Origin of the sequence: Janthinobacterium agaricidamnosum (assembly GCF_003667705.1) — a bacterium.
Lineage (GTDB): Bacteria > Pseudomonadota > Gammaproteobacteria > Burkholderiales > Burkholderiaceae_D > Janthinobacterium.
This window is the reverse complement of the sequence record NZ_CP033019.1, coordinates 5,749,892-5,767,001: the sequence shown is the minus strand read 5'-3', so window position 1 is coordinate 5,767,001 and position 17,110 is coordinate 5,749,892. Positions and strand designations below refer to the sequence as shown.

At 62.0% G+C, this 17,110-nt stretch carries 22 protein-coding genes; 20 read left to right on the top strand and 2 right to left on the bottom strand.

Features of this window, described 5'->3' with window-relative positions:
* The first annotated feature begins 72 nt into the window (after positions 1–72).
* The 20 genes from D9M09_RS26070 to tatC all read left to right on the top strand — a co-directional run bounded on the left by D9M09_RS26070 (position 73) and on the right by tatC (position 14,436).
* Positions 73–708, top strand: a complete 636-nt coding sequence (locus tag D9M09_RS26070; protein ID WP_070219656.1) for an MlaC/ttg2D family ABC transporter substrate-binding protein — start codon at positions 73–75, stop codon at positions 706–708.
* 52 nt (positions 709–760) lie between these two features.
* Positions 761–1,108 (top strand): STAS domain-containing protein, encoded by a 348-nt coding sequence (locus tag D9M09_RS26065; RefSeq protein WP_034753819.1) that lies wholly within the window; start codon positions 761–763, stop codon positions 1,106–1,108.
* Positions 1,109–1,319: 211 nt separating this feature from the next.
* Positions 1,320–2,237: an ABC transporter ATP-binding protein gene (locus D9M09_RS26060; RefSeq protein WP_070290317.1), complete on the top strand. Its 918-nt coding sequence runs from the start codon at positions 1,320–1,322 to the stop codon at positions 2,235–2,237.
* A complete protein-coding gene (locus D9M09_RS26055) occupies positions 2,234–2,995 on the top strand; it encodes an ABC transporter permease (protein ID WP_070290316.1) in 762 nt (253 codons plus the stop codon). Before D9M09_RS26060 ends, D9M09_RS26055 begins: the two co-directional genes overlap by 4 nt.
* Positions 2,996–3,041: 46 nt before the next feature.
* Entirely contained in the window at positions 3,042–3,278 is a 237-nt protein-coding gene (locus D9M09_RS26050; RefSeq protein WP_034753824.1) for a BolA family protein, read from the top strand.
* A gap of 4 nt (positions 3,279–3,282) precedes the next feature.
* A complete protein-coding gene (gene murA, locus D9M09_RS26045) occupies positions 3,283–4,533 on the top strand; it encodes a UDP-N-acetylglucosamine 1-carboxyvinyltransferase (RefSeq protein ID WP_070290314.1) in 1,251 nt (416 codons plus the stop codon).
* 12 nt (positions 4,534–4,545) lie between these two features.
* Complete coding sequence (gene hisG, locus D9M09_RS26040; RefSeq protein ID WP_070219646.1) at positions 4,546–5,214, top strand: ATP phosphoribosyltransferase; 669 nt, start codon at positions 4,546–4,548, stop codon at positions 5,212–5,214.
* A 26-nt stretch (positions 5,215–5,240) separates the two neighbouring features.
* Positions 5,241–6,566, top strand: coding sequence for a histidinol dehydrogenase (gene hisD / locus D9M09_RS26035; protein ID WP_070219644.1), 1,326 nt, complete (start codon positions 5,241–5,243; stop codon positions 6,564–6,566).
* A 5-nt stretch (positions 6,567–6,571) separates the two neighbouring features.
* Positions 6,572–7,501 carry a DNA-methyltransferase gene (locus tag D9M09_RS26030; RefSeq protein WP_121671251.1) on the top strand — a complete coding sequence of 310 codons (930 nt, stop codon included), beginning with the start codon at positions 6,572–6,574 and terminating at the stop codon, positions 7,499–7,501.
* A 33-nt stretch (positions 7,502–7,534) separates the two neighbouring features.
* Positions 7,535–8,629 (top strand): histidinol-phosphate transaminase, encoded by a 1,095-nt coding sequence (gene hisC, locus D9M09_RS26025; protein ID WP_121670710.1) that lies wholly within the window; start codon positions 7,535–7,537, stop codon positions 8,627–8,629.
* Between the two features lie 19 nt (positions 8,630–8,648).
* Entirely contained in the window at positions 8,649–9,239 is a 591-nt protein-coding gene (hisB, locus tag D9M09_RS26020) for an imidazoleglycerol-phosphate dehydratase HisB (protein WP_010402123.1), read from the top strand.
* A gap of 38 nt (positions 9,240–9,277) precedes the next feature.
* Positions 9,278–9,916, top strand: a complete 639-nt coding sequence (gene hisH, locus D9M09_RS26015; protein ID WP_121670709.1) for an imidazole glycerol phosphate synthase subunit HisH — start codon at positions 9,278–9,280, stop codon at positions 9,914–9,916.
* A 55-nt stretch (positions 9,917–9,971) separates the two neighbouring features.
* A complete protein-coding gene (gene hisA / locus D9M09_RS26010) occupies positions 9,972–10,745 on the top strand; it encodes a 1-(5-phosphoribosyl)-5-[(5-phosphoribosylamino)methylideneamino]imidazole-4-carboxamide isomerase (RefSeq protein WP_070219639.1) in 774 nt (257 codons plus the stop codon).
* Between the two features lie 60 nt (positions 10,746–10,805).
* Positions 10,806–11,567 carry an imidazole glycerol phosphate synthase subunit HisF gene (hisF, locus tag D9M09_RS26005; RefSeq protein WP_070290307.1) on the top strand — a complete coding sequence of 254 codons (762 nt, stop codon included), beginning with the start codon at positions 10,806–10,808 and terminating at the stop codon, positions 11,565–11,567.
* A 26-nt stretch (positions 11,568–11,593) separates the two neighbouring features.
* Positions 11,594–12,031, top strand: a complete 438-nt coding sequence (gene hisI / locus D9M09_RS26000; protein ID WP_070219635.1) for a phosphoribosyl-AMP cyclohydrolase — start codon at positions 11,594–11,596, stop codon at positions 12,029–12,031.
* Positions 12,028–12,399 carry a phosphoribosyl-ATP diphosphatase gene (locus tag D9M09_RS25995; RefSeq protein WP_034753849.1) on the top strand — a complete coding sequence of 124 codons (372 nt, stop codon included), beginning with the start codon at positions 12,028–12,030 and terminating at the stop codon, positions 12,397–12,399. The genes hisI and D9M09_RS25995 overlap by 4 nt, the downstream gene beginning before the upstream one ends.
* Before the next feature lie 15 nt (positions 12,400–12,414).
* Positions 12,415–12,786, top strand: coding sequence for a histidine triad nucleotide-binding protein (locus D9M09_RS25990; protein WP_121670708.1), 372 nt, complete (start codon positions 12,415–12,417; stop codon positions 12,784–12,786).
* 80 nt (positions 12,787–12,866) lie between these two features.
* Complete coding sequence (gene tatA, locus D9M09_RS25985; RefSeq protein WP_046683197.1) at positions 12,867–13,103, top strand: Sec-independent protein translocase subunit TatA; 237 nt, start codon at positions 12,867–12,869, stop codon at positions 13,101–13,103.
* A 47-nt stretch (positions 13,104–13,150) separates the two neighbouring features.
* Positions 13,151–13,684 carry a Sec-independent protein translocase protein TatB gene (tatB, locus tag D9M09_RS25980; RefSeq protein WP_121670707.1) on the top strand — a complete coding sequence of 178 codons (534 nt, stop codon included), beginning with the start codon at positions 13,151–13,153 and terminating at the stop codon, positions 13,682–13,684.
* Entirely contained in the window at positions 13,681–14,436 is a 756-nt protein-coding gene (tatC, locus tag D9M09_RS25975; protein ID WP_035823092.1) for a twin-arginine translocase subunit TatC, read from the top strand. The genes tatB and tatC overlap by 4 nt, the downstream gene beginning before the upstream one ends.
* An 84-nt stretch (positions 14,437–14,520) precedes the next feature.
* On the opposite strand, the gene D9M09_RS25970 is transcribed toward tatC, so the two are convergent.
* Both D9M09_RS25970 and D9M09_RS25965 read right to left on the bottom strand, forming a co-directional pair.
* A complete protein-coding gene (locus D9M09_RS25970; RefSeq protein WP_162995523.1) occupies positions 14,521–14,919 on the bottom strand; it encodes a hypothetical protein in 399 nt (132 codons plus the stop codon).
* Between the two features lie 171 nt (positions 14,920–15,090).
* On the bottom strand, positions 15,091–16,950 hold the full coding sequence (locus D9M09_RS25965) for a DUF885 domain-containing protein (protein ID WP_070312009.1): 1,860 nt from the start codon (positions 16,948–16,950) through the stop codon (positions 15,091–15,093).
* Positions 16,951–17,110 lie beyond the last annotated feature (160 nt).

The window sequence follows — 17,110 nt, the reverse complement described above, 5'->3', positions numbered from 1 at the left end:
ACTCCGGTACAGAAACACCACGGCTGCGATCAACGCCAGCCGGTGCATAGCAACACCATGAAAGGTAGAACCATGAAATTGATGAAACAACTGCTGGCGATGGCGACCATCGCCTTTGCCACCGCCGCCCAGGCCGCTCCTGCTGTCGAAGCGCCGGACGTCTTGGTCAAGCGCATAAGCCAGGATGTGATCGACACGGCCAAGAACGACAAGGCCATCCAGGCTGGCGATATCAAGCGCGTCACCGAGTTGGTGGAAAGCAAAATCCTGCCTTACGTGGATTTCCAGCGCATGACGGCCCTGGCCGCCGGCCGCTTCTGGCGCGACGCCACGCCGGACCAGCAAAAGCAGCTGTCGGCGGAATTCCGCACCTTGCTGATCTACACGTATTCGGGCGCCCTGTCGCAGATCAAGAACGAAACCGTGGAATTCAAGCCGCTGCGCGCCGACCCGGCTGACACGGAAGTGGAAGTGCGTTCGCAGGTCAACGTGGCGCGCGGCGAACCCGTGCCCCTGAACTACCGCGTGGCGAAAACCCCGTCCGGCTGGAAGATCTATGACATCAACGTGCTGGGCGCGTGGCTGGTGGAAACGTACAAAAGCAGCTTCGCCAGCGAGATCAGCAAGGGCGGCATCGATGGCCTGATCAAGACCTTGCAGGCAAAAAACAAGGCCCTGGCCAGCCGTCCCGCTGCCAAAGCCAAATAATCGGCTATCATATAGCTCCAGACCCAGCTCCAGACCAGCGCAGCCCGACGCCATGCCCGACTCTCTCGACACCTTGCAGTCCCTGACTTCCCTGACCGTGCACAATGCCACTTCGGCATTGGAGCAGGGTCTGGACGCCATCCGCTCGGGTCAGACCAAGTTCGACTTGCGCAACGTCAAGGCCGTCGATTCGGCCGCCGTGTCCGTCATGCTGACGTGGCAGCGCGCGGCGCAGGATGCGGGCGCCGTGCTGGAGCTGAAAAACCTGCCGAACAACCTGAAAAACCTCACCAAGCTGTATGGCGTCTGCTCGCTCGTCTCGAGCACGTTGACGGCCGACGACTGCGCCAGCGCCGGCGGCCACGCCGAACGCAGCCCGTCCGACCTGCATCATCATTGATCCTGTCCCACTCCCCGCATCAGCAGTAGCTTTCAAGCCGGCAGGCCAGCAGCGCCGCCGGATTGATCTCCAAGTGTTCCACGAATTTTCCAACTATAATTGACTGTTGCGCCGTCCTCGCCTGAAGGTGGCGCCCTGCACCGGCCTGCCGGCCTGGATGTCTCCGGCAACTGGCGCATCACACCAGACGCATTACACTTGAAACAAGCACATGACCGCAATTCAAATAACGAATGTAGAAAAGAGCTATAAATCGCTCAAGGCGCTGGGCGGCGTGTCGCTGGCCATCGAAGAAGGCGAGTTTTTTGGCCTGCTCGGCCCCAACGGCGCCGGCAAGACCACCCTCATTTCCATCATCGCCGGCCTGATACGCCCCGACGCGGGCACCGTCAAGATCCACGGCCATGACGTGGTCAAGGACTTCCGCAATGCGCGCCGCAACCTGGGCGTGGTGCCGCAGGAACTCGTGTTCGACCCGTTTTTCACCGTGCGCGAAACCCTGCGCCTGCAGTCCGGCTACTTCGGCCTGCCGAACAACGACAAGTGGATCGACGAGGTCATGGAAAACCTCGACCTGACCGGCAAGGCCGACACCAACATGCGCGCCCTGTCCGGCGGCATGAAGCGCCGCGTGCTCGTGGCCCAGGCGCTGGTGCACAAGCCGCCCGTCATCGTGCTCGATGAACCGACGGCCGGCGTCGACGTGGAACTGCGCCAGACCCTGTGGAAGTTCATCTCGCGCCTGAACCGCGAAGGCGGCCACACGGTCGTGCTGACCACCCACTACCTGGAAGAGGCGCAAGCCATGTGCCAGCGCGTGGCCATGCTGAAAAGCGGGAAGGTGGTGGCGCTCGACACCATGTCGGCGCTGATCCGCCGCATCGCCGGCTCGCAGCTGCAGGTGCACCTGAAACACGGCAGCCTGCCGGCCGACCTGCAGCACCTGGTGCTGCACCCGGAAGAACAGCAGGCGCCGAACAAGTTCAGCCTGCGCGTCAACGAATACAGCGAAGTCGAGAAAATCCTCGCCCGCCTGCGCGAGGCGGGCGTCGAGATCGATGAAATGCAATTGCAACAAGCCGACCTGGAAGATATCTTCTTGCAGATCATGGATAAAGGTACCGTATGATTTCGACAGGATTCCGCACCCTCGTCTACAAAGAGACGCTGCGCTTCTGGAAAGTGGCGACGCAAACCGTGGCCGCACCCGTGCTCACGTCGATGCTGTACCTGCTGGTGTTCGGCCATGTGCTCGACGGCCGCGTGGAGCCGAGCCCCGGCGTCAGCTACACGGCCTTTCTGATTCCCGGCCTGGTGATGATGAGCGTGCTGCAAAACGCGTTTGCCAATTCCTCGTCCTCGCTGATCCAGTCCAAGATCACAGGCAACCTGGTGTTCGTGCTGCTCACGCCCCTGTCGCACTGGGAAATCTTCTCGGCGTATGTACTCGCTTCCGTCGCGCGCGGCCTGGCCGTGGGCTTTGGCGTGTTTGCCATCACCTGCTGGTTCGCCGACCTGTCGTTTGTCGCGCCGCTGTGGATCGTCATCTTCGCGTTTCTCGGCGCCGCCATGCTGGGCACAATGGGCCTGATCGCCGGCATCTGGGCCGAGAAATTCGACCAGCTGGCCGCCTTCCAGAACTTTTTGATCATGCCGGCCACCTTTTTGTCGGGCGTGTTCTATTCGATCCACTCGCTGCCGCCATTCTGGCAGACGGTATCGCACCTGAACCCCTTCTTCTACATGATCGACGGCTTCCGCTACGGCTTCTTCGGCGTGTCCGACGTCAGCCCGTGGCTCAGTCTTTCCATCGTCGCCGGCTTCCTCGTGATCCTGGCGCTGGCATCGATCCGCCTGCTGAAAAGCGGTTACAGATTGCGCCATTGATTACGGCACATCACATCACTACATTATTCAATATCAAGGACTTATCGTGACCACCACTCCAGAACTGATCCACGGCTACCTGTCGGCCGGCCTCGAATGCACGCACCTCGAAGTGGAGGGCGATGGCCAGCACTTCCAGGCCGTGATCGTCTCGCCCGCGTTTGCCGGCAAGCGCCTGATCCAGCGTCACCAGATCGTCTACGCGGCGCTGGGCGACCGCATGCGCGAAGAAATCCACGCGCTGTCGATGAAAACCCTGACACCTGAAGAATTCCAAGGATAAGCACATGGACAAGCTCCTCATCAACGGCGGCAACCGCCTGAACGGCGACATCGCCATCTCCGGCGCGAAAAACGCCGCCCTGCCCATCCTGTGCGCGGGTCTCTTGACCGCGGGCGACCTGGACCTGACCAACGTGCCGCATTTGCACGACGTGGCCACCATGCTCAAATTGCTGGGCCAGACGGGCCTGAAAGTGCAGCAGGACGGCGACCGCGTGGTTCTCAACGGCAGCGCCATCGACACCCTGGAAGCGCCGTATGAGCTGGTGAAAACCATGCGCGCCTCGATCCTCGTGCTGGGCCCCATGCTGGCGCGCTTCGGCGAAGCCAAGGTCTCGCTGCCGGGCGGCTGCGCCATCGGTTCGCGCCCCGTCGACCAGCACATCAAGGGCCTGGAAGCGCTGGGCGCCGAGATCCGCATCGAAGCGGGCTACATCTACGCCAAGTGCGCCAAGCTCAAGGGCGCGCGCATCGTCACCGACATGATCACCGTCACCGGCACCGAAAATCTGCTGATGGCCGCGACCCTGGCCGAAGGCGAGACCATCCTGGAAAACGCCGCCTGCGAACCGGAAGTCACCGACCTGGCGCACCTGCTGGTGGCCATGGGCGCGAAGATCGACGGCATCGGCACCAGCCGCCTGGTGATCCAGGGCGTGGACGCCTTGCACGGCGCCTCGCACGCGGTGATCGCCGACCGTATCGAAACGGGTACCTTCCTGTGCGCCGTGGCGGCCACCGGCGGCGACATCACCCTGCGCAACGTGCGCACCGACATTCTCGACGCGGCGCTCGACAAGCTGCGCGCCATGGGCCTGACGATGACCTTCGGCGCCGACTGGATCCGTGCCGAGATGTCGGCCCGTCCGAACCCCGTCAGCTTCCGCACGACGGAATACCCGGGCTTCCCGACCGACATGCAGGCGCAGTTCATGGCCGTCAACACCATCGCCAACGGCGCCAGCCGCGTCACCGAGACGATTTTCGAGAACCGCTACATGCACGTGCAGGAAATGAACCGCCTGGGCGCCGACATCACCATCGAGGGCAACACGGCCATCATCGCCGGCGTCAAGCAGCTGCGCGGCGCACCCGTGATGGCGACCGACCTGCGCGCCTCGGCCTCGCTGGTGATCGCGGCCCTGGCCGCCGACGGCGAAACCCTGATCGACCGCATCTATCACCTCGACCGCGGCTACGACCGCATGGAAGTCAAATTGTCGGCCGTCGGCGCGAACATCGTACGTATTAAATAACAAGGAACGAGCATGAACGGATCGAACAACGGCGACAGCTCCCAGCTGATCCTGGCGCTCTCGAAGGGCCGCATTTTTGAAGACACCATGCCGCTGCTGGAAGCGGCCGGCATCAAGGTGCTGGAAAACCCCGAGACCTCGCGCAAGCTGATTTTGGCCACCAACGATCCGAACGTGCGCGTCATCATCGTGCGCGCCAGCGACGTGCCGACCTACGTGCAGTACGGCGCGGCCGATTTCGGCGTGGCGGGCAAGGATGTCTTGCTCGAACACGGCGGCGAAGGCCTGTACCAGCCGATCGACCTGAATATCGCTTCCTGCCGCATGTCGGTGGCGGTGCAGGCCGGTTTCGACTATGAAAAGGCCGTGCACCAGGGCGCGCGCTTGCGCGTGGCCACCAAATTCGTGCACACGGCGCGCGAGCATTTCGCCGCCAAGGGCGTGCACGTCGACCTGATCAAGCTGTATGGCTCGATGGAGCTGGCGCCGTTGGTCGGCCTGTCCGACGCGATCGTCGACCTGGTCAGCACGGGCAGCACTTTGCGGGCGAACAACCTCGTCGAGGTCGAGCACATCATGGAAATTTCGTCGCGCCTGGTGGTTAACCAGGCGGCATTAAAGCTCAAGCGCGAGCGCTTGCAGCCGATTATCGAGGCGTTTGAACGCGCCTCGCAAGCCTAGACACATTCAGTAGCAGAAAGCCGATTATGCCGATACAGATACGCAAGCTCGATTCAAGCCAGGAAGGTTTCCAACAATCGCTCGACACCTTGCTGGCGTTCGAGGCGGGCACCGATGCAGCGATTGAAACGTCGGTCGCAAAAATCCTGGCCGACGTGAAAACGCGCGGCGACGCCGCCGTCCTGGAATACACCAACCGTTTCGACCGCATCCCGCATGGCGGCGCGGCGGAAATGGCGGCCTTCGATATTTCGCAAGCCGAACTGCAGGCGGCCCTGAACGGCCTGCCGTCGGCCCAGCGCGAGGCGCTGCAGATCGCCGCGCAGCGCATCCGCGCCTTCCACGAACGCCAGCGCGAGGAATTGCGCGGTTTTACTTACACCGAGCCCGATGGCACGGTGCTGGGGCAAAAGATCACGCCGCTGGACCGGGTCGGCATCTACGTCCCGGGCGGCAAGGCCGCGTATCCGTCGTCCGTGCTGATGAACGCCATTCCCGCGCACGTGGCAGGCGTGGGCGAAATCATCATGGTGGTGCCGACGCCCGATGGCGTGAAAAACCAGATGGTGCTGGCCGCCGCCGCGATCGCGGGCGTGACGCGCGTGATCACCATCGGCGGCGCGCAAGCCGTCGGCGCGCTGGCCTACGGCACGCAGACGATTGCCGCCGTCGACAAAATCGTCGGCCCCGGCAACGCCTATGTGGCGGCCGCCAAGCGCCGCGTGTTCGGCATCGTCGGCATCGACATGATCGCGGGGCCTTCCGAAATCCTCGTGCTGTGCGACGGCACGACGGACCCGGACTGGGTCGCGATGGACCTGTTTTCGCAGGCCGAGCACGACGAACTGGCGCAGGCGATCCTGCTGTGCCCCGATGCGGCCTACATCGCGAAAGTGGAAGAGAGCATCGCCAGGCTGCTGCCGACGATGCCGCGCCAGGCCACCATCAGCACTTCGCTGGCCGACCGCGGCGCGCTGATCAAGGTGCGCAGCATGCAAGAGGCGTGCGAGATCGCCAACGCCATCGCCGCCGAGCACCTGGAAATCTCGGCGGACAACCCGCAGCAGTGGGCCGAACAGATCCGTCACGCGGGCGCCATGTTCCTGGGGCGCTTTTCGTCCGAATCGCTGGGCGACTATTGCTGCGGTCCCAATCACGTGCTGCCGACGTCGCGCACGGCGCGCTTTTCGTCGCCGCTGGGCGTGTATGACTTCCAGAAGCGTTCGTCCATCATTCACGTCAGCGAGGCGGGCGCGCAAACCCTGGGCCGTGTCGCCGCCACCCTGGCGTATGGCGAAGGCTTGCAGGCGCACGCGCGCAGCGCCGAACTGCGTCTGAAGCCGCAGCCATGACGAATATGGCGGAGCGGCCGGACTGGGTCAACCGGGTCTATTGCGAAGATGCGCTGGCGGGGCTGGCGCGCATTCCCGATGGCTCGGTGGACCTGATCCTGACGGATCCGCCGTACAACCTGGGCAAGGATTACGGCAATACCTCGGACCAGCAGTCGGTGGCCGACTACCTGCGCTGGACGGAACAGTGGATCGATGCGGCGCTGCCCAAGCTCAAAGCCAACGGCAGCCTGTATATCTTTCTCACCTGGCGCTATTCGCCGGAAATCTTCGTCATGCTGAAACAGCGCATGGCGATGATGAATGAAATCATCTGGGACCGCCGCGTGCCGTCCATGGGCGGCAGCGTGCGCAGCTTTTCATCGGTGCACGACACCATCGGCTTCTTCGTCAAGCGCAAGGATTACTACTTCGACCTTGACGCGGTGCGCATCGCCTACGACGCGGCCACCAAGAAAGCCCGTTCGCGCTCGATCTTCATCGGCGCCAAATGGCTGGAAGTGGGCTACAACCCGAAAGACTTGTGGAGCGTGTCGCGCCTGCACAAGGAACACCCGGAACGGGCCGACCACCCGACGCAAAAGCCGCTCGAAATCATCGAGCGCATGGTCAAGGCGTCGTGCCCGCCCGGCGGCGTGGTGCTCGACCTGTTCATGGGCAGCGGCACCACGGCGCTGGCGGCGAAACGCTGCGGGCGCGATTTCGTCGGTTTTGAACTCAATCCCGACTACTGCGCCATCATCGAACAGCGATTGGCGGCCCTCGCGCAGGAGCTGGCCGAACCGGCCACATCGCCCGCGGCCAAGCCCGCCAAGGCGGCGAAAAAGCCGGCGGCGGTCAGAAAAACGGCTGCCGTGAAAAAGCCGCCCGCCGTGAAAAAAGCGCCGGCCCGCAAGGCGCGCAGCGCTAGCGTGCCGGAAGACGTCGTCATTTAGTCTCCATTTCATTTCATCAGGAGTGTTTGCAGCATGTCTTTCCTCGATCAGTTAATCAGCAACACCGTGCGCGCCGATGTGCGGGCCGTCAAGAGCTACCAGGTAGCCGATGCCAGCGGTTACATCAAGCTCGATGCGATGGAAAACCCGTATCCGCTGCCGCAGCATCTGCGCGAGGAACTGGGCGCGCGCCTGGCCGGCGTGGCGCTGAACCGCTATCCGCCGTCGTACGCCAGCCTGCAGGCGGCCATCTGCGCCAAACTGGGCGTGCCCGCCGGTTACGACGTCATGCTGGGCAACGGCTCCGATGAACTGATTTCCATCCTGGCCATGGCCTGCGCCCGCCAGGCGCCGGGCCAGCGCGCCGTGCTGCTGGCGCCCGTGCCGGCCTTCGTCATGTATGCCCGTTCGGCGCAGTTTGCCGGCATGGATTTCGTCGGCGTACCGCTGCAGGCCGACTTCAGCCTGGACATGCCGGCCATGCTGGCGGCCATCGAAGCGCACCGCCCGGCGCTGGTCTTCCTCGCCTATCCGAACAACCCGACGGGCAACCTGTTCGCCGCTGCCGATATCGAACGCATCCTGGCCGCCCTGGGCGACACGGGCATCGCCGTCGTCGACGAAGCCTATGAGCCGTTCGCGCAGCGCAGCTTCATGGGCCGCCTGCCCGAATATGAAAACCTGGTGGTGATGCGCACCGTGTCGAAACTGGGCCTGGCCGGCATCCGCCTCGGCTACATGTCGGCCGCGCCGGCCTTGCTGGCGCAGTTCGAGAAAGTGCGTCCGCCGTACAATGTGAATGTGCTGACGCAGGCGGCGGCCGAATTCGCGCTCGAGCACCTCGACGTGCTCAACGCGCAGGCGGCCCTGCTCAACAGCGCGCGCGACGACCTGGCACGGCGCCTGGCGGAGCTGCCCGGCGTGACGGTATTTCCCTCGAAGGCAAATTTTCTTCTGATTCGTGTGGCGGATTCCGACGATGTTTGCGCAAAACTGCTTGCCCGCAGGGTTTTAATTAAAAATATGAGTAAAATGCATGCTGCGCTGGCCAATTGCCTGCGCATCAGCGTCAGCACCCCGGAAGAAAATTCCCTTTTTTACGATGCCTTCAAGGCATCCCTCGTTTAGCCTACCGCCAGAGCCTCCCATGAACCGCACCGCAGAAATCACGCGCAACACCAATGAGACGCAAGTTCGCGTCGCCCTCAACCTGGACGGCACGGGCCAGCAAAAGCTCAATACCGGCGTGCCCTTCCTCGACCACATGCTGGACCAGATCGCCCGCCATGGCTTGATCGACCTCGATATCGAAGCGACGGGCGACGTGCATATCGACAACCACCATACGGTGGAAGACGTGGGCATCACGCTGGGCATGGCCGTGGCCAAGGCCATCGGCGACAAGAAGGGCATCCGCCGCTATGGCCACGCCTACGTGCCGCTGGACGAGGCGCTGTCGCGCGTGGTGCTCGATTTCTCGGGCCGCCCTGGCATCGAATACCACATCCCGTTTACGCGCGCCATGATCGCCGGCTTCGACGTCGACCTGACGCTGGAATTTTTCCGCGGCTTCGTCAACCACGCGGGCGTGACCTTGCATATCGACAACTTGCGCGGCACGAATGCCCACCATCAGTGCGAAACCGTGTTCAAGGCCTTTGGCCGCGCGCTGCGCATGGCTGCCGAGCTCGACGAGCGCGCGGCCGGCATCATTCCATCGACCAAGGGCAGCCTGTGAGCGCCGCTCTCGCTATATTGTAGATTCCGGGATCAAACATGAATAAAATTGTGGTGGTGGATTACGGCATGGGCAATTTGCGCTCGGTAGCGCAAGCCTTGCGTGCCGTGGCGCCAGAAGCCGACGTGCGCATTTCCGGTGTCGCTGCCGACATCGACAGCGCCGACCGCATCGTCCTGCCGGGCCAGGGCGCCATGCCCGACTGCATGCGCAGCCTGCGCGAATCGGGCGTATTGGAGGCGCTGCTGCGCGCCGCCGACAGCAAGCCCGTGCTGGGCGTGTGCATCGGCGAGCAAATGCTGTTCGACGGCAGCGAAGAGGGCGACGCGGCCGGTTTGGGCTTGCTGCCAGGCAAAGTCGTGCGTTTCCAGCTCGACGGCCAGGTGCAGGAAGACGGCTCGCGCTTCAAGGTGCCGCAAATGGGCTGGAACCAAGTGCGGCAAACGGCGTCCCATGTCATGTGGGATGGCATCGCCGACAACGCGTATTTTTACTTTGTGCACAGCTATTTTGCTCAACCTCAAGAGGCGGCGCACACGGTGGGCGAGACTGTCTATGGTGCGCCGTTCGCCTGCGCCGTCGCCCGTGATAATATTTTCGCGACACAGTTCCACCCTGAAAAAAGTGCTGCCGCTGGCTTGCAGCTGTACAAGAACTTCGTTCACTGGCAACCTTAACGTTGGCTCTCCGGCTTTTTTTCCGCCTCTCACTCACTTTTAAACCACACTGACCATGCTGCTTATTCCTGCCATCGACCTGAAAGACGGTCACTGCGTACGCCTGAAACAAGGCGATATGGAACTTGCCACCGTATTTTCCGAAGACCCGGCCGAAATGGCCCGCCATTGGCTGATGCAGGGCGCGCGCCGGCTGCACCTGGTCGACCTGAACGGCGCCTTTGCCGGCAAGCCGAAGAACGAAGGCGCCGTGAAAGCCATCCTGAAAGCCGTGCAGGATTTCGCCGTGGAAAACGACATCGAGGAAATCCCCGTGCAGCTGGGCGGCGGCATCCGCGACCTCGACACCATCGAGCGCTACCTCGACGCCGGCATCACCTACATCATCATCGGCACGGCGGCCGTGAAAAGCCCCGGCTTCCTGCACGACGCCTGCGGCGCCTTCCCGGGCCACATCATCGTCGGCCTCGATGCCAAGGATGGCAAAGTGGCAACCGATGGCTGGAGCAAGATGTCGGGCCACGAAGTGATCGACCTGGCGAAAAAATTCGAAGCCTACGGCGTCGAATCGATCATCTACACGGACATCGGCCGCGACGGCATGATGGGCGGCATCAATATCGAAGCCACCGTCAAGCTGGCGCAAGCCGTCAAGATCCCCGTCATCGCCTCGGGCGGCCTGCACAACATCGGCGACGTGGAAGCGCTGTGCGCGGTCCAGGCCGAAGGCATCGAAGGCGTGATCTGCGGCCGTTCCATCTATGAAGGCACGATCGATCTGGCGCAGGCGCAGGAACGCGCCGACGAACTGACCGACGCCGCCGTTTAAGCCTGCCCGGCCGGGGTACGCCTGCGCGTGTCCTGGCCTGGCGACAATCTGGATACCATCATGCTTGCAAAACGTATCATCCCCTGCCTCGACGTGACCAATGGCCGCGTCGTCAAAGGCGTCAACTTCACGGAATTGCGCGACGCGGGCGATCCCGTGGAAATCGCCCGCCGCTATGACGAGCAGGGCGCCGACGAGATCACTTTCCTCGACATTACCGCTTCGAGCGACAACCGCGGCCTGATCTTCGACATCATCGAAGCGGTGGCGTCGCAAGTGTTCATTCCGCTGACCGTGGGCGGCGGCGTGCGCGTGGTGGAAGACGTACGCCGGCTGCTCAATGCGGGCGCCGACAAGGTCAGCATCAACACCTCGGCCGTGACGAACCCCCAGCTCGTGTTTGAGGCATCGCAAAAGCACGGTTCGCAATGCATCGTCGTCGCCATCGACGCCAAGCAGGTGTCGCCCGGCAAGTGGGAAGTGTTTACCCATGGCGGACGCACGGCCACGGGCCTGGACGCGTTCGAATGGGCGCGTAAAATGGAAAGCCTGGGCGCCGGTGAAATCTTGCTCACCAGCATGGACCGCGACGGCACCAAGGTGGGCTTCGACCTGGGCCTGACGCGCGGCGTGTCCGACGCCGTCAGCATTCCCGTGATCGCCTCGGGCGGCGTGGGCGGCTTGCAAGACCTGGTCGACGGCATCAAGGTGGGCCGGGCGGACGCCGTGCTGGCCGCCAGCATCTTCCACTATGGCCAGCACACGGTGCAGGAAGCCAAGCAGTTCATGGCGCAGCAGGGCATTCCCATGCGCCTGGCGTAAAGTACATACAAGCAGGATAGAAGAACATGCAGAACGGAACCATCGTAGCAAGCAATGCCAAGTGGCTGAAAAAGGTCAAATGGGACGAGCACGGGCTGGTGCCCGTGATCGCGCAGGAAGCGGGCAGCAATGACGTGCTGATGTTCGCCTGGATGAACCGCGACGCGCTGGCGCGCACGGTGGAGCTGGGCGAAGCCGTATACTGGAGCCGTTCGCGCAAGAAACTGTGGCACAAGGGCGAAGAATCGGGTCACACGCAAAAGGTGCTGGAAATCCGCCTCGATTGCGACGAAGACGTGGTCTTGCTGAAAATCGAGCAAGCCGGCGGCATCGCCTGCCATACGGGTCGCCATTCGTGCTTCTTCCAGAAGTTCGAAGGCGACGAGAAAACGGGCGAATGGCAGATCACCGACCCCGTCCTGAAAGACCCTGAGACGATTTATGCGGAAAGCAAGAGCAAATGAGTGAAACGTTAAAACGCCTGGCCGCCGTGATCGAATCGCGCAAGCTGGCCAATGGCGGCGACCCCGCCACCTCGTATGTCGCGCGCCTGTTTGCCAAGGGCGATGATGCCATTTTGAAAAAAATCGGCGAGGAAGCGACGGAAACGGTGATGGCCGCCAAGGATGCGCGCCGCGACAACGACCCGTCCAAGGTCTTGTACGAATGCGCCGACCTGTGGTTTCACTCGCTGGTGATGCTGGCGCAGTTCGACCTGACGCCGCAGCAGGTGCTCGACGAGCTGGCGCGCCGCGAAGGCCTGTCCGGCCTCGAGGAAAAGGCGGCGCGCAAGGACGAGCTGCGCGACGCTGGCGAAACAGACAAACACTGACCTACTGGAGCGTGCGTGGATAACTGTATTTTCTGCAAGATTGCTGCAAAACAAATTCCTTCGAGCATAGTGTATGAGGATGACGACTTGCTGGCCTTCAAGGACATCAACCCGGCCGCTCCCGTGCATCTGCTGTTGATCCCGAAGCGCCACGTGGCGACCCTGTCCGATTGCGACGACAGCCATACGGAAATACTGGGTAAGCTGCTGCGCCTGGCGCCGAAACTCGCCGCCGAATTTGGCTGCGCCGTCAGCTATGACGCCGATGGCACGCCTGCCGGCGGCTTCAAGACCATGATCAACAGCGGCCCGAACGGTGGGCAAGAGGTGTATCACCTGCACATGCATGTGTACGGCGGTCCCCGTCCCTGGCGCGGCCAGCACTGATTTCGCCGTGCGCCGGGTTCGCGTGTATACTACCGGCATTGGTTGACGCTATTCGGGCACCGTCCCGCAAGGAGAATGTGATGGGTTCATTGAGTATTTGGCACTGGGTGATCGTTCTGGTTATCGTGATGCTGGTCTTCGGCACCAAGAAACTGGGCAATATCGGCGGTGATATCGGCAAGGCCGTCAAAGGCTTCAAGGATGGCGTCAAGGGCGACGATGACGCGCCGGCAGCCAATACCCCTCCTGCTGCGCCATCGCAAGTGGCCGACAAAAGCACCATCGACGTCGAAACGAAAGAGAAAAGCAAGTCCTGATAGCGTGGCGGGGCGCTTGCCTCGTCCGGTAACAGCCTTGTCCGCTTATGATCGATCTCGGTCTCTCTAAAATCGCCATCATCGGCGTGGTTGCGTTGATAGTCATCGGCCCTGAAAAGTTGCCGAGAGTGGCGCGCATGGCCGGCACCCTGTATGGCCGCGCGCAACGCTACCTGAACCAGGTGAAATCCGAAGTCTCGCGCGAAATTGAAATGGAAGAGCTGAAAAACCTGCAGAAGGAAGTGCGGGAAGCGGCCCATTCCGTCAAGCAAAGCGTGGAGAAATCCATGCATGGCGTGGAAAACTCGATCTCCGGCAACCTGGCCGAGGTGGAAAACGCGTGGCGCGGCGATTCCAGTGCATATGAGGGGCATCACGACGCCCATGAAGCCATGCTGCGCGCCACCAACGATGACCTGGCCCGCAAGGCGCGCGAATTTCGCCGCAAGAAACTGGTGCGCAATTCCGCCATCCCTGGCTGGTACAAGCAGCGCCATGGCGGCAAGCTGCACGTGCAGTCGGCGGCCGCCCGCGTGGCGCGTTTCCGTCCGCGTGCCAGTTCCTCCTCCTTTTACTCATGAGTAGCAAATCTCCGGTGGAAGAAACCTTTATCTCGCATCTGGTCGAGCTGCGTAACCGCCTGGTCAAGGCGTCGATCGGCATCGCCGTCGTCTGCGCCGTGCTGTTTTACTGGCCCGGCCCTTCGCATATCTACGATTTCATTGCCGCGCCGATGATCGCCTCGCTGCCGGCCGGCTCGAAAATGATCGCCACCGGCGTCATCTCGCCCTTCCTCGTGCCGATGAAAGTGACGCTGGTGATCGCCTTTATCGTCGCCTTGCCCTGGGTGCTGTACCAGATGTGGGCGTTTATCGCCCCCGGCCTGTACACGCATGAAAAGCGTTTGATCGCGCCGCTGGTCATCTCCTCGTCGCTGCTGTTCATGGCCGGCGTGGCCTTCTGCTATTTCTTTGTGTTTGGCCGCGTGTTTCACTTCATCAGCGACTTTTCGCCGTCGTCGATCGCGGTGACGCCGGATATCGAAAACTACCTCGATTTCGTCATGTCGATGTGCCTGGCCTTTGGCGCCACGTTCGAAGTGCCCGTGGTGGTAGTGATCCTCGTGCGCATGGGGCTGGTTTCCATCGCGAAACTCAAGGAAGTGCGCCCCTACATCATCGTCGGCGCCTTCGTCATTGCCGCCATCGTCACGCCGCCGGACGTGGTCAGCCAGTTCTCGCTGGCCATCCCGATGTGCCTGTTGTTCGAGCTGGGCCTGCTGGTGGCGCCCATCTTCGTCAAGGCTACCCAGGCGCCGGAAGAGGCGTCCTAGACGCTTTACTATACTCGCAATCAAAAGCCGCTGACCTCCCCCGGGAGCAGCGGCTTTTTTGTTGCCAGGAAAGTGAGTGCGCGCTTACTGCAGCATCAGTTTGCTGAGGATGCCCAGGTTGAGCAGGATCAAGGTGCTCATCATCCAGTAGACGTGTTTCATGTCGGCGCCATGGCGCAAGTCCAGGCGTTCCAGGCGGGCGTCGAATTTTTGCTCCAGGGCGTCAATTTTGGTGTCGAGCCTGAGCTCCAGCGCATCGATCTTCATCTCCAGGGCGCCCACTTTGGTATCGACGTTCTGCGACACCAGCTTGATTTCCCCCAGCAGATTGCGCTCCAGCGCCAGTTCGCCATGCACGACGACGGCCGAGCCCAGTACCTCGCCCAGGGCCGTGGCATGGGCTTCCGCCTGCTGCGTGGGCACCCCTGCCGAGGCGAGGCGTTTGGCGTAATCGAGGGTGTCGAACTGGATGGGCATATGCATGGACGCTCTTGACTCTCACCCTAGCAGAAAAATCGGCAATTGCCAGTGAGGAGTGCGGTGGCGCCTGCCTTCCCGTCAGCTTAATGGACAGGGTAGCGGTGGTTTGCGGGGGCGCAAACGCATGCAAAAAGGGCGCCGCAGCACCCTTTGCAAGCTGACGGCGAGCGCCGCTTAATTCATCAATTCCTTGATGACTTTCACGGGGGCGCTGCCATAGCTGAGGAATTGCTCGTGGAAATCCTTCAGCACGAACTTGTTGCCCAGCGCCTGCTTGCGCTGTTCGCGCAAGTCCATGATTTCGCTGTAGCCGCTGAAATAGCTGGTCAGTTGCACCGAGCTCAACTGCACGCGGCGCCATTTTTCCGTCGCTTCACGCTTGGTCTGGAACGCCTGGCGCGTCAGCAGGTCGAGCGCTTGCGCTTCCGTCATGCCCAGCACGTGCACGCTGTAGTCGAGGATGGTGTTGGTGACGCTGCGCAAGTTCCACTTCGAATACATCAGCCACATTTCCGGCGCGTTGTTGCCATAGCCCGATTCGAGCATCATGCGCTCGCCATACACGGCCCAGCCTTCGATCATGGCGCCATTGCCGAAGATCGATTTGACCAGCGACGGCGACTTGTTCGCGTACACGAGCTGCGTGTAGTGGCCGGGGATGGCTTCGTGGATGTTCAGGATCTGCAAGATCCAGTGGTTGTACTCGCGCAAGCTGCTTTCCGCCTGTTCCGGCGTTTCGCCGTCGAGCGGCGTCACGTTGTAATAGGTGCGGTCCTGCGGACGGTAGGGGCCGGGCGCCTCGATGCTGGCGCCGGCCACGCCGCGCTGGTAGGCGGGTGTTTCACGCACGACCAGAGGCTTTTTCGGGTCCATCGTCAGCAGGTTGTGGCTGGTCACCCATTCCTGCAATTCCGGGATCTGGCGGCGGATTTCCGGCACAAAATCGGCGGGGGCCACGTGCTTGCTGGACAGCTTGTCGATCACCATGCCGATCTTCGCCGTGCGGTCCGCCGGCTTGGCCGTGCTGCCCATGGTTTTCACCCACAGCTCGTCGGACAGGCTATCCATGTGCTCGAGCAGCTTTTCGCGCGCGGCCAGAGCTTTCTGGTACATCTGCTCGGCGCTCACGCTGGCCTGGATATCGTAGGCGAATTTCTGTTCATATAAATCTTTGCCGATGCGGAAGGAGCGCGCATTGCCGTTCTGCGCCAGCGCGGCATCCTGTTCCGTCAGCCAGGCCGCATAGCCTTGCACGGCCGTGCGGGCTGCGGCGATGCGCGCGTTGTACAGCTGTTTTTCCGCCGGCGTCAGGATGGAACCCTGTGCCGTCTTGTTCAGGTCGTCAAGCACGCTGAGCACGCCGGCGCTCTGGGCGATGGCCAGCTGCGTGTGCTCGCGCGTGGGGTTCACGATGCTGGCGCGGGCGGCCGCATAGTATTGCGGCACGCTGGCGATACGCTTGAGCAAGGTGCGCAGGCGCTGCGGCTGGGCCGCGTATTCCGTGTTCAGGATGAAATCGATGGAGCCAGCCACGTTGTACTGGGCGGGATTCCATTCGAATTCGCGGAAGGTGGTCAGATACCAGCGGTCCGACTGCAATTTATTCGTCAGCAAGGCCAGGTCGGTGCGTTGCTTGTCCGACATCTTGCCGGCATTCAGCTTGCCGAACTTGCCCAGCCATTCTTCGATGAAGGCCAGCTGCTTCTGGCGGCTGGCCGCGTCGGGAATGCTCAGGTTGGCGGCGCCATCGTACTTGCCGACCGAAATCGCGCTTTCCGGGTCCAGGCGCCACAGGGCCGTGAGGAACTGGCCGCTGAGGTTATTCATGGAGCGGTCGCTGCTGTTCTCGCTGGCGACGGCGGCGACCGTCGCTGCCGTGGCCGCCGTGACGACGGCCGCTTTCTTGCCGACGGTTTTCTTCTTGCTGCTGCTGGTGCCGGCCTTGCCTTGCTTCTGCGGTTTCTTGGCGGCGCTGGCTGGTGTCAGGGTAAAAGCCATCATCAATGCGGCGAGCGCAACTTTATTTTTGATCAGCATAGTTTATCTCTTGAATATTTTGCTGTCTGTCAGTATCAGAAAATAATAAACTGATAATATAAGTAACAAACAACTATTGAAAGGTTGGCCTTGCTTGCCTGGGCGGCCCAAAGATTAGCATTAATTGCCGCCGCTGCGCAGTTTTTTGCGCCGGGAG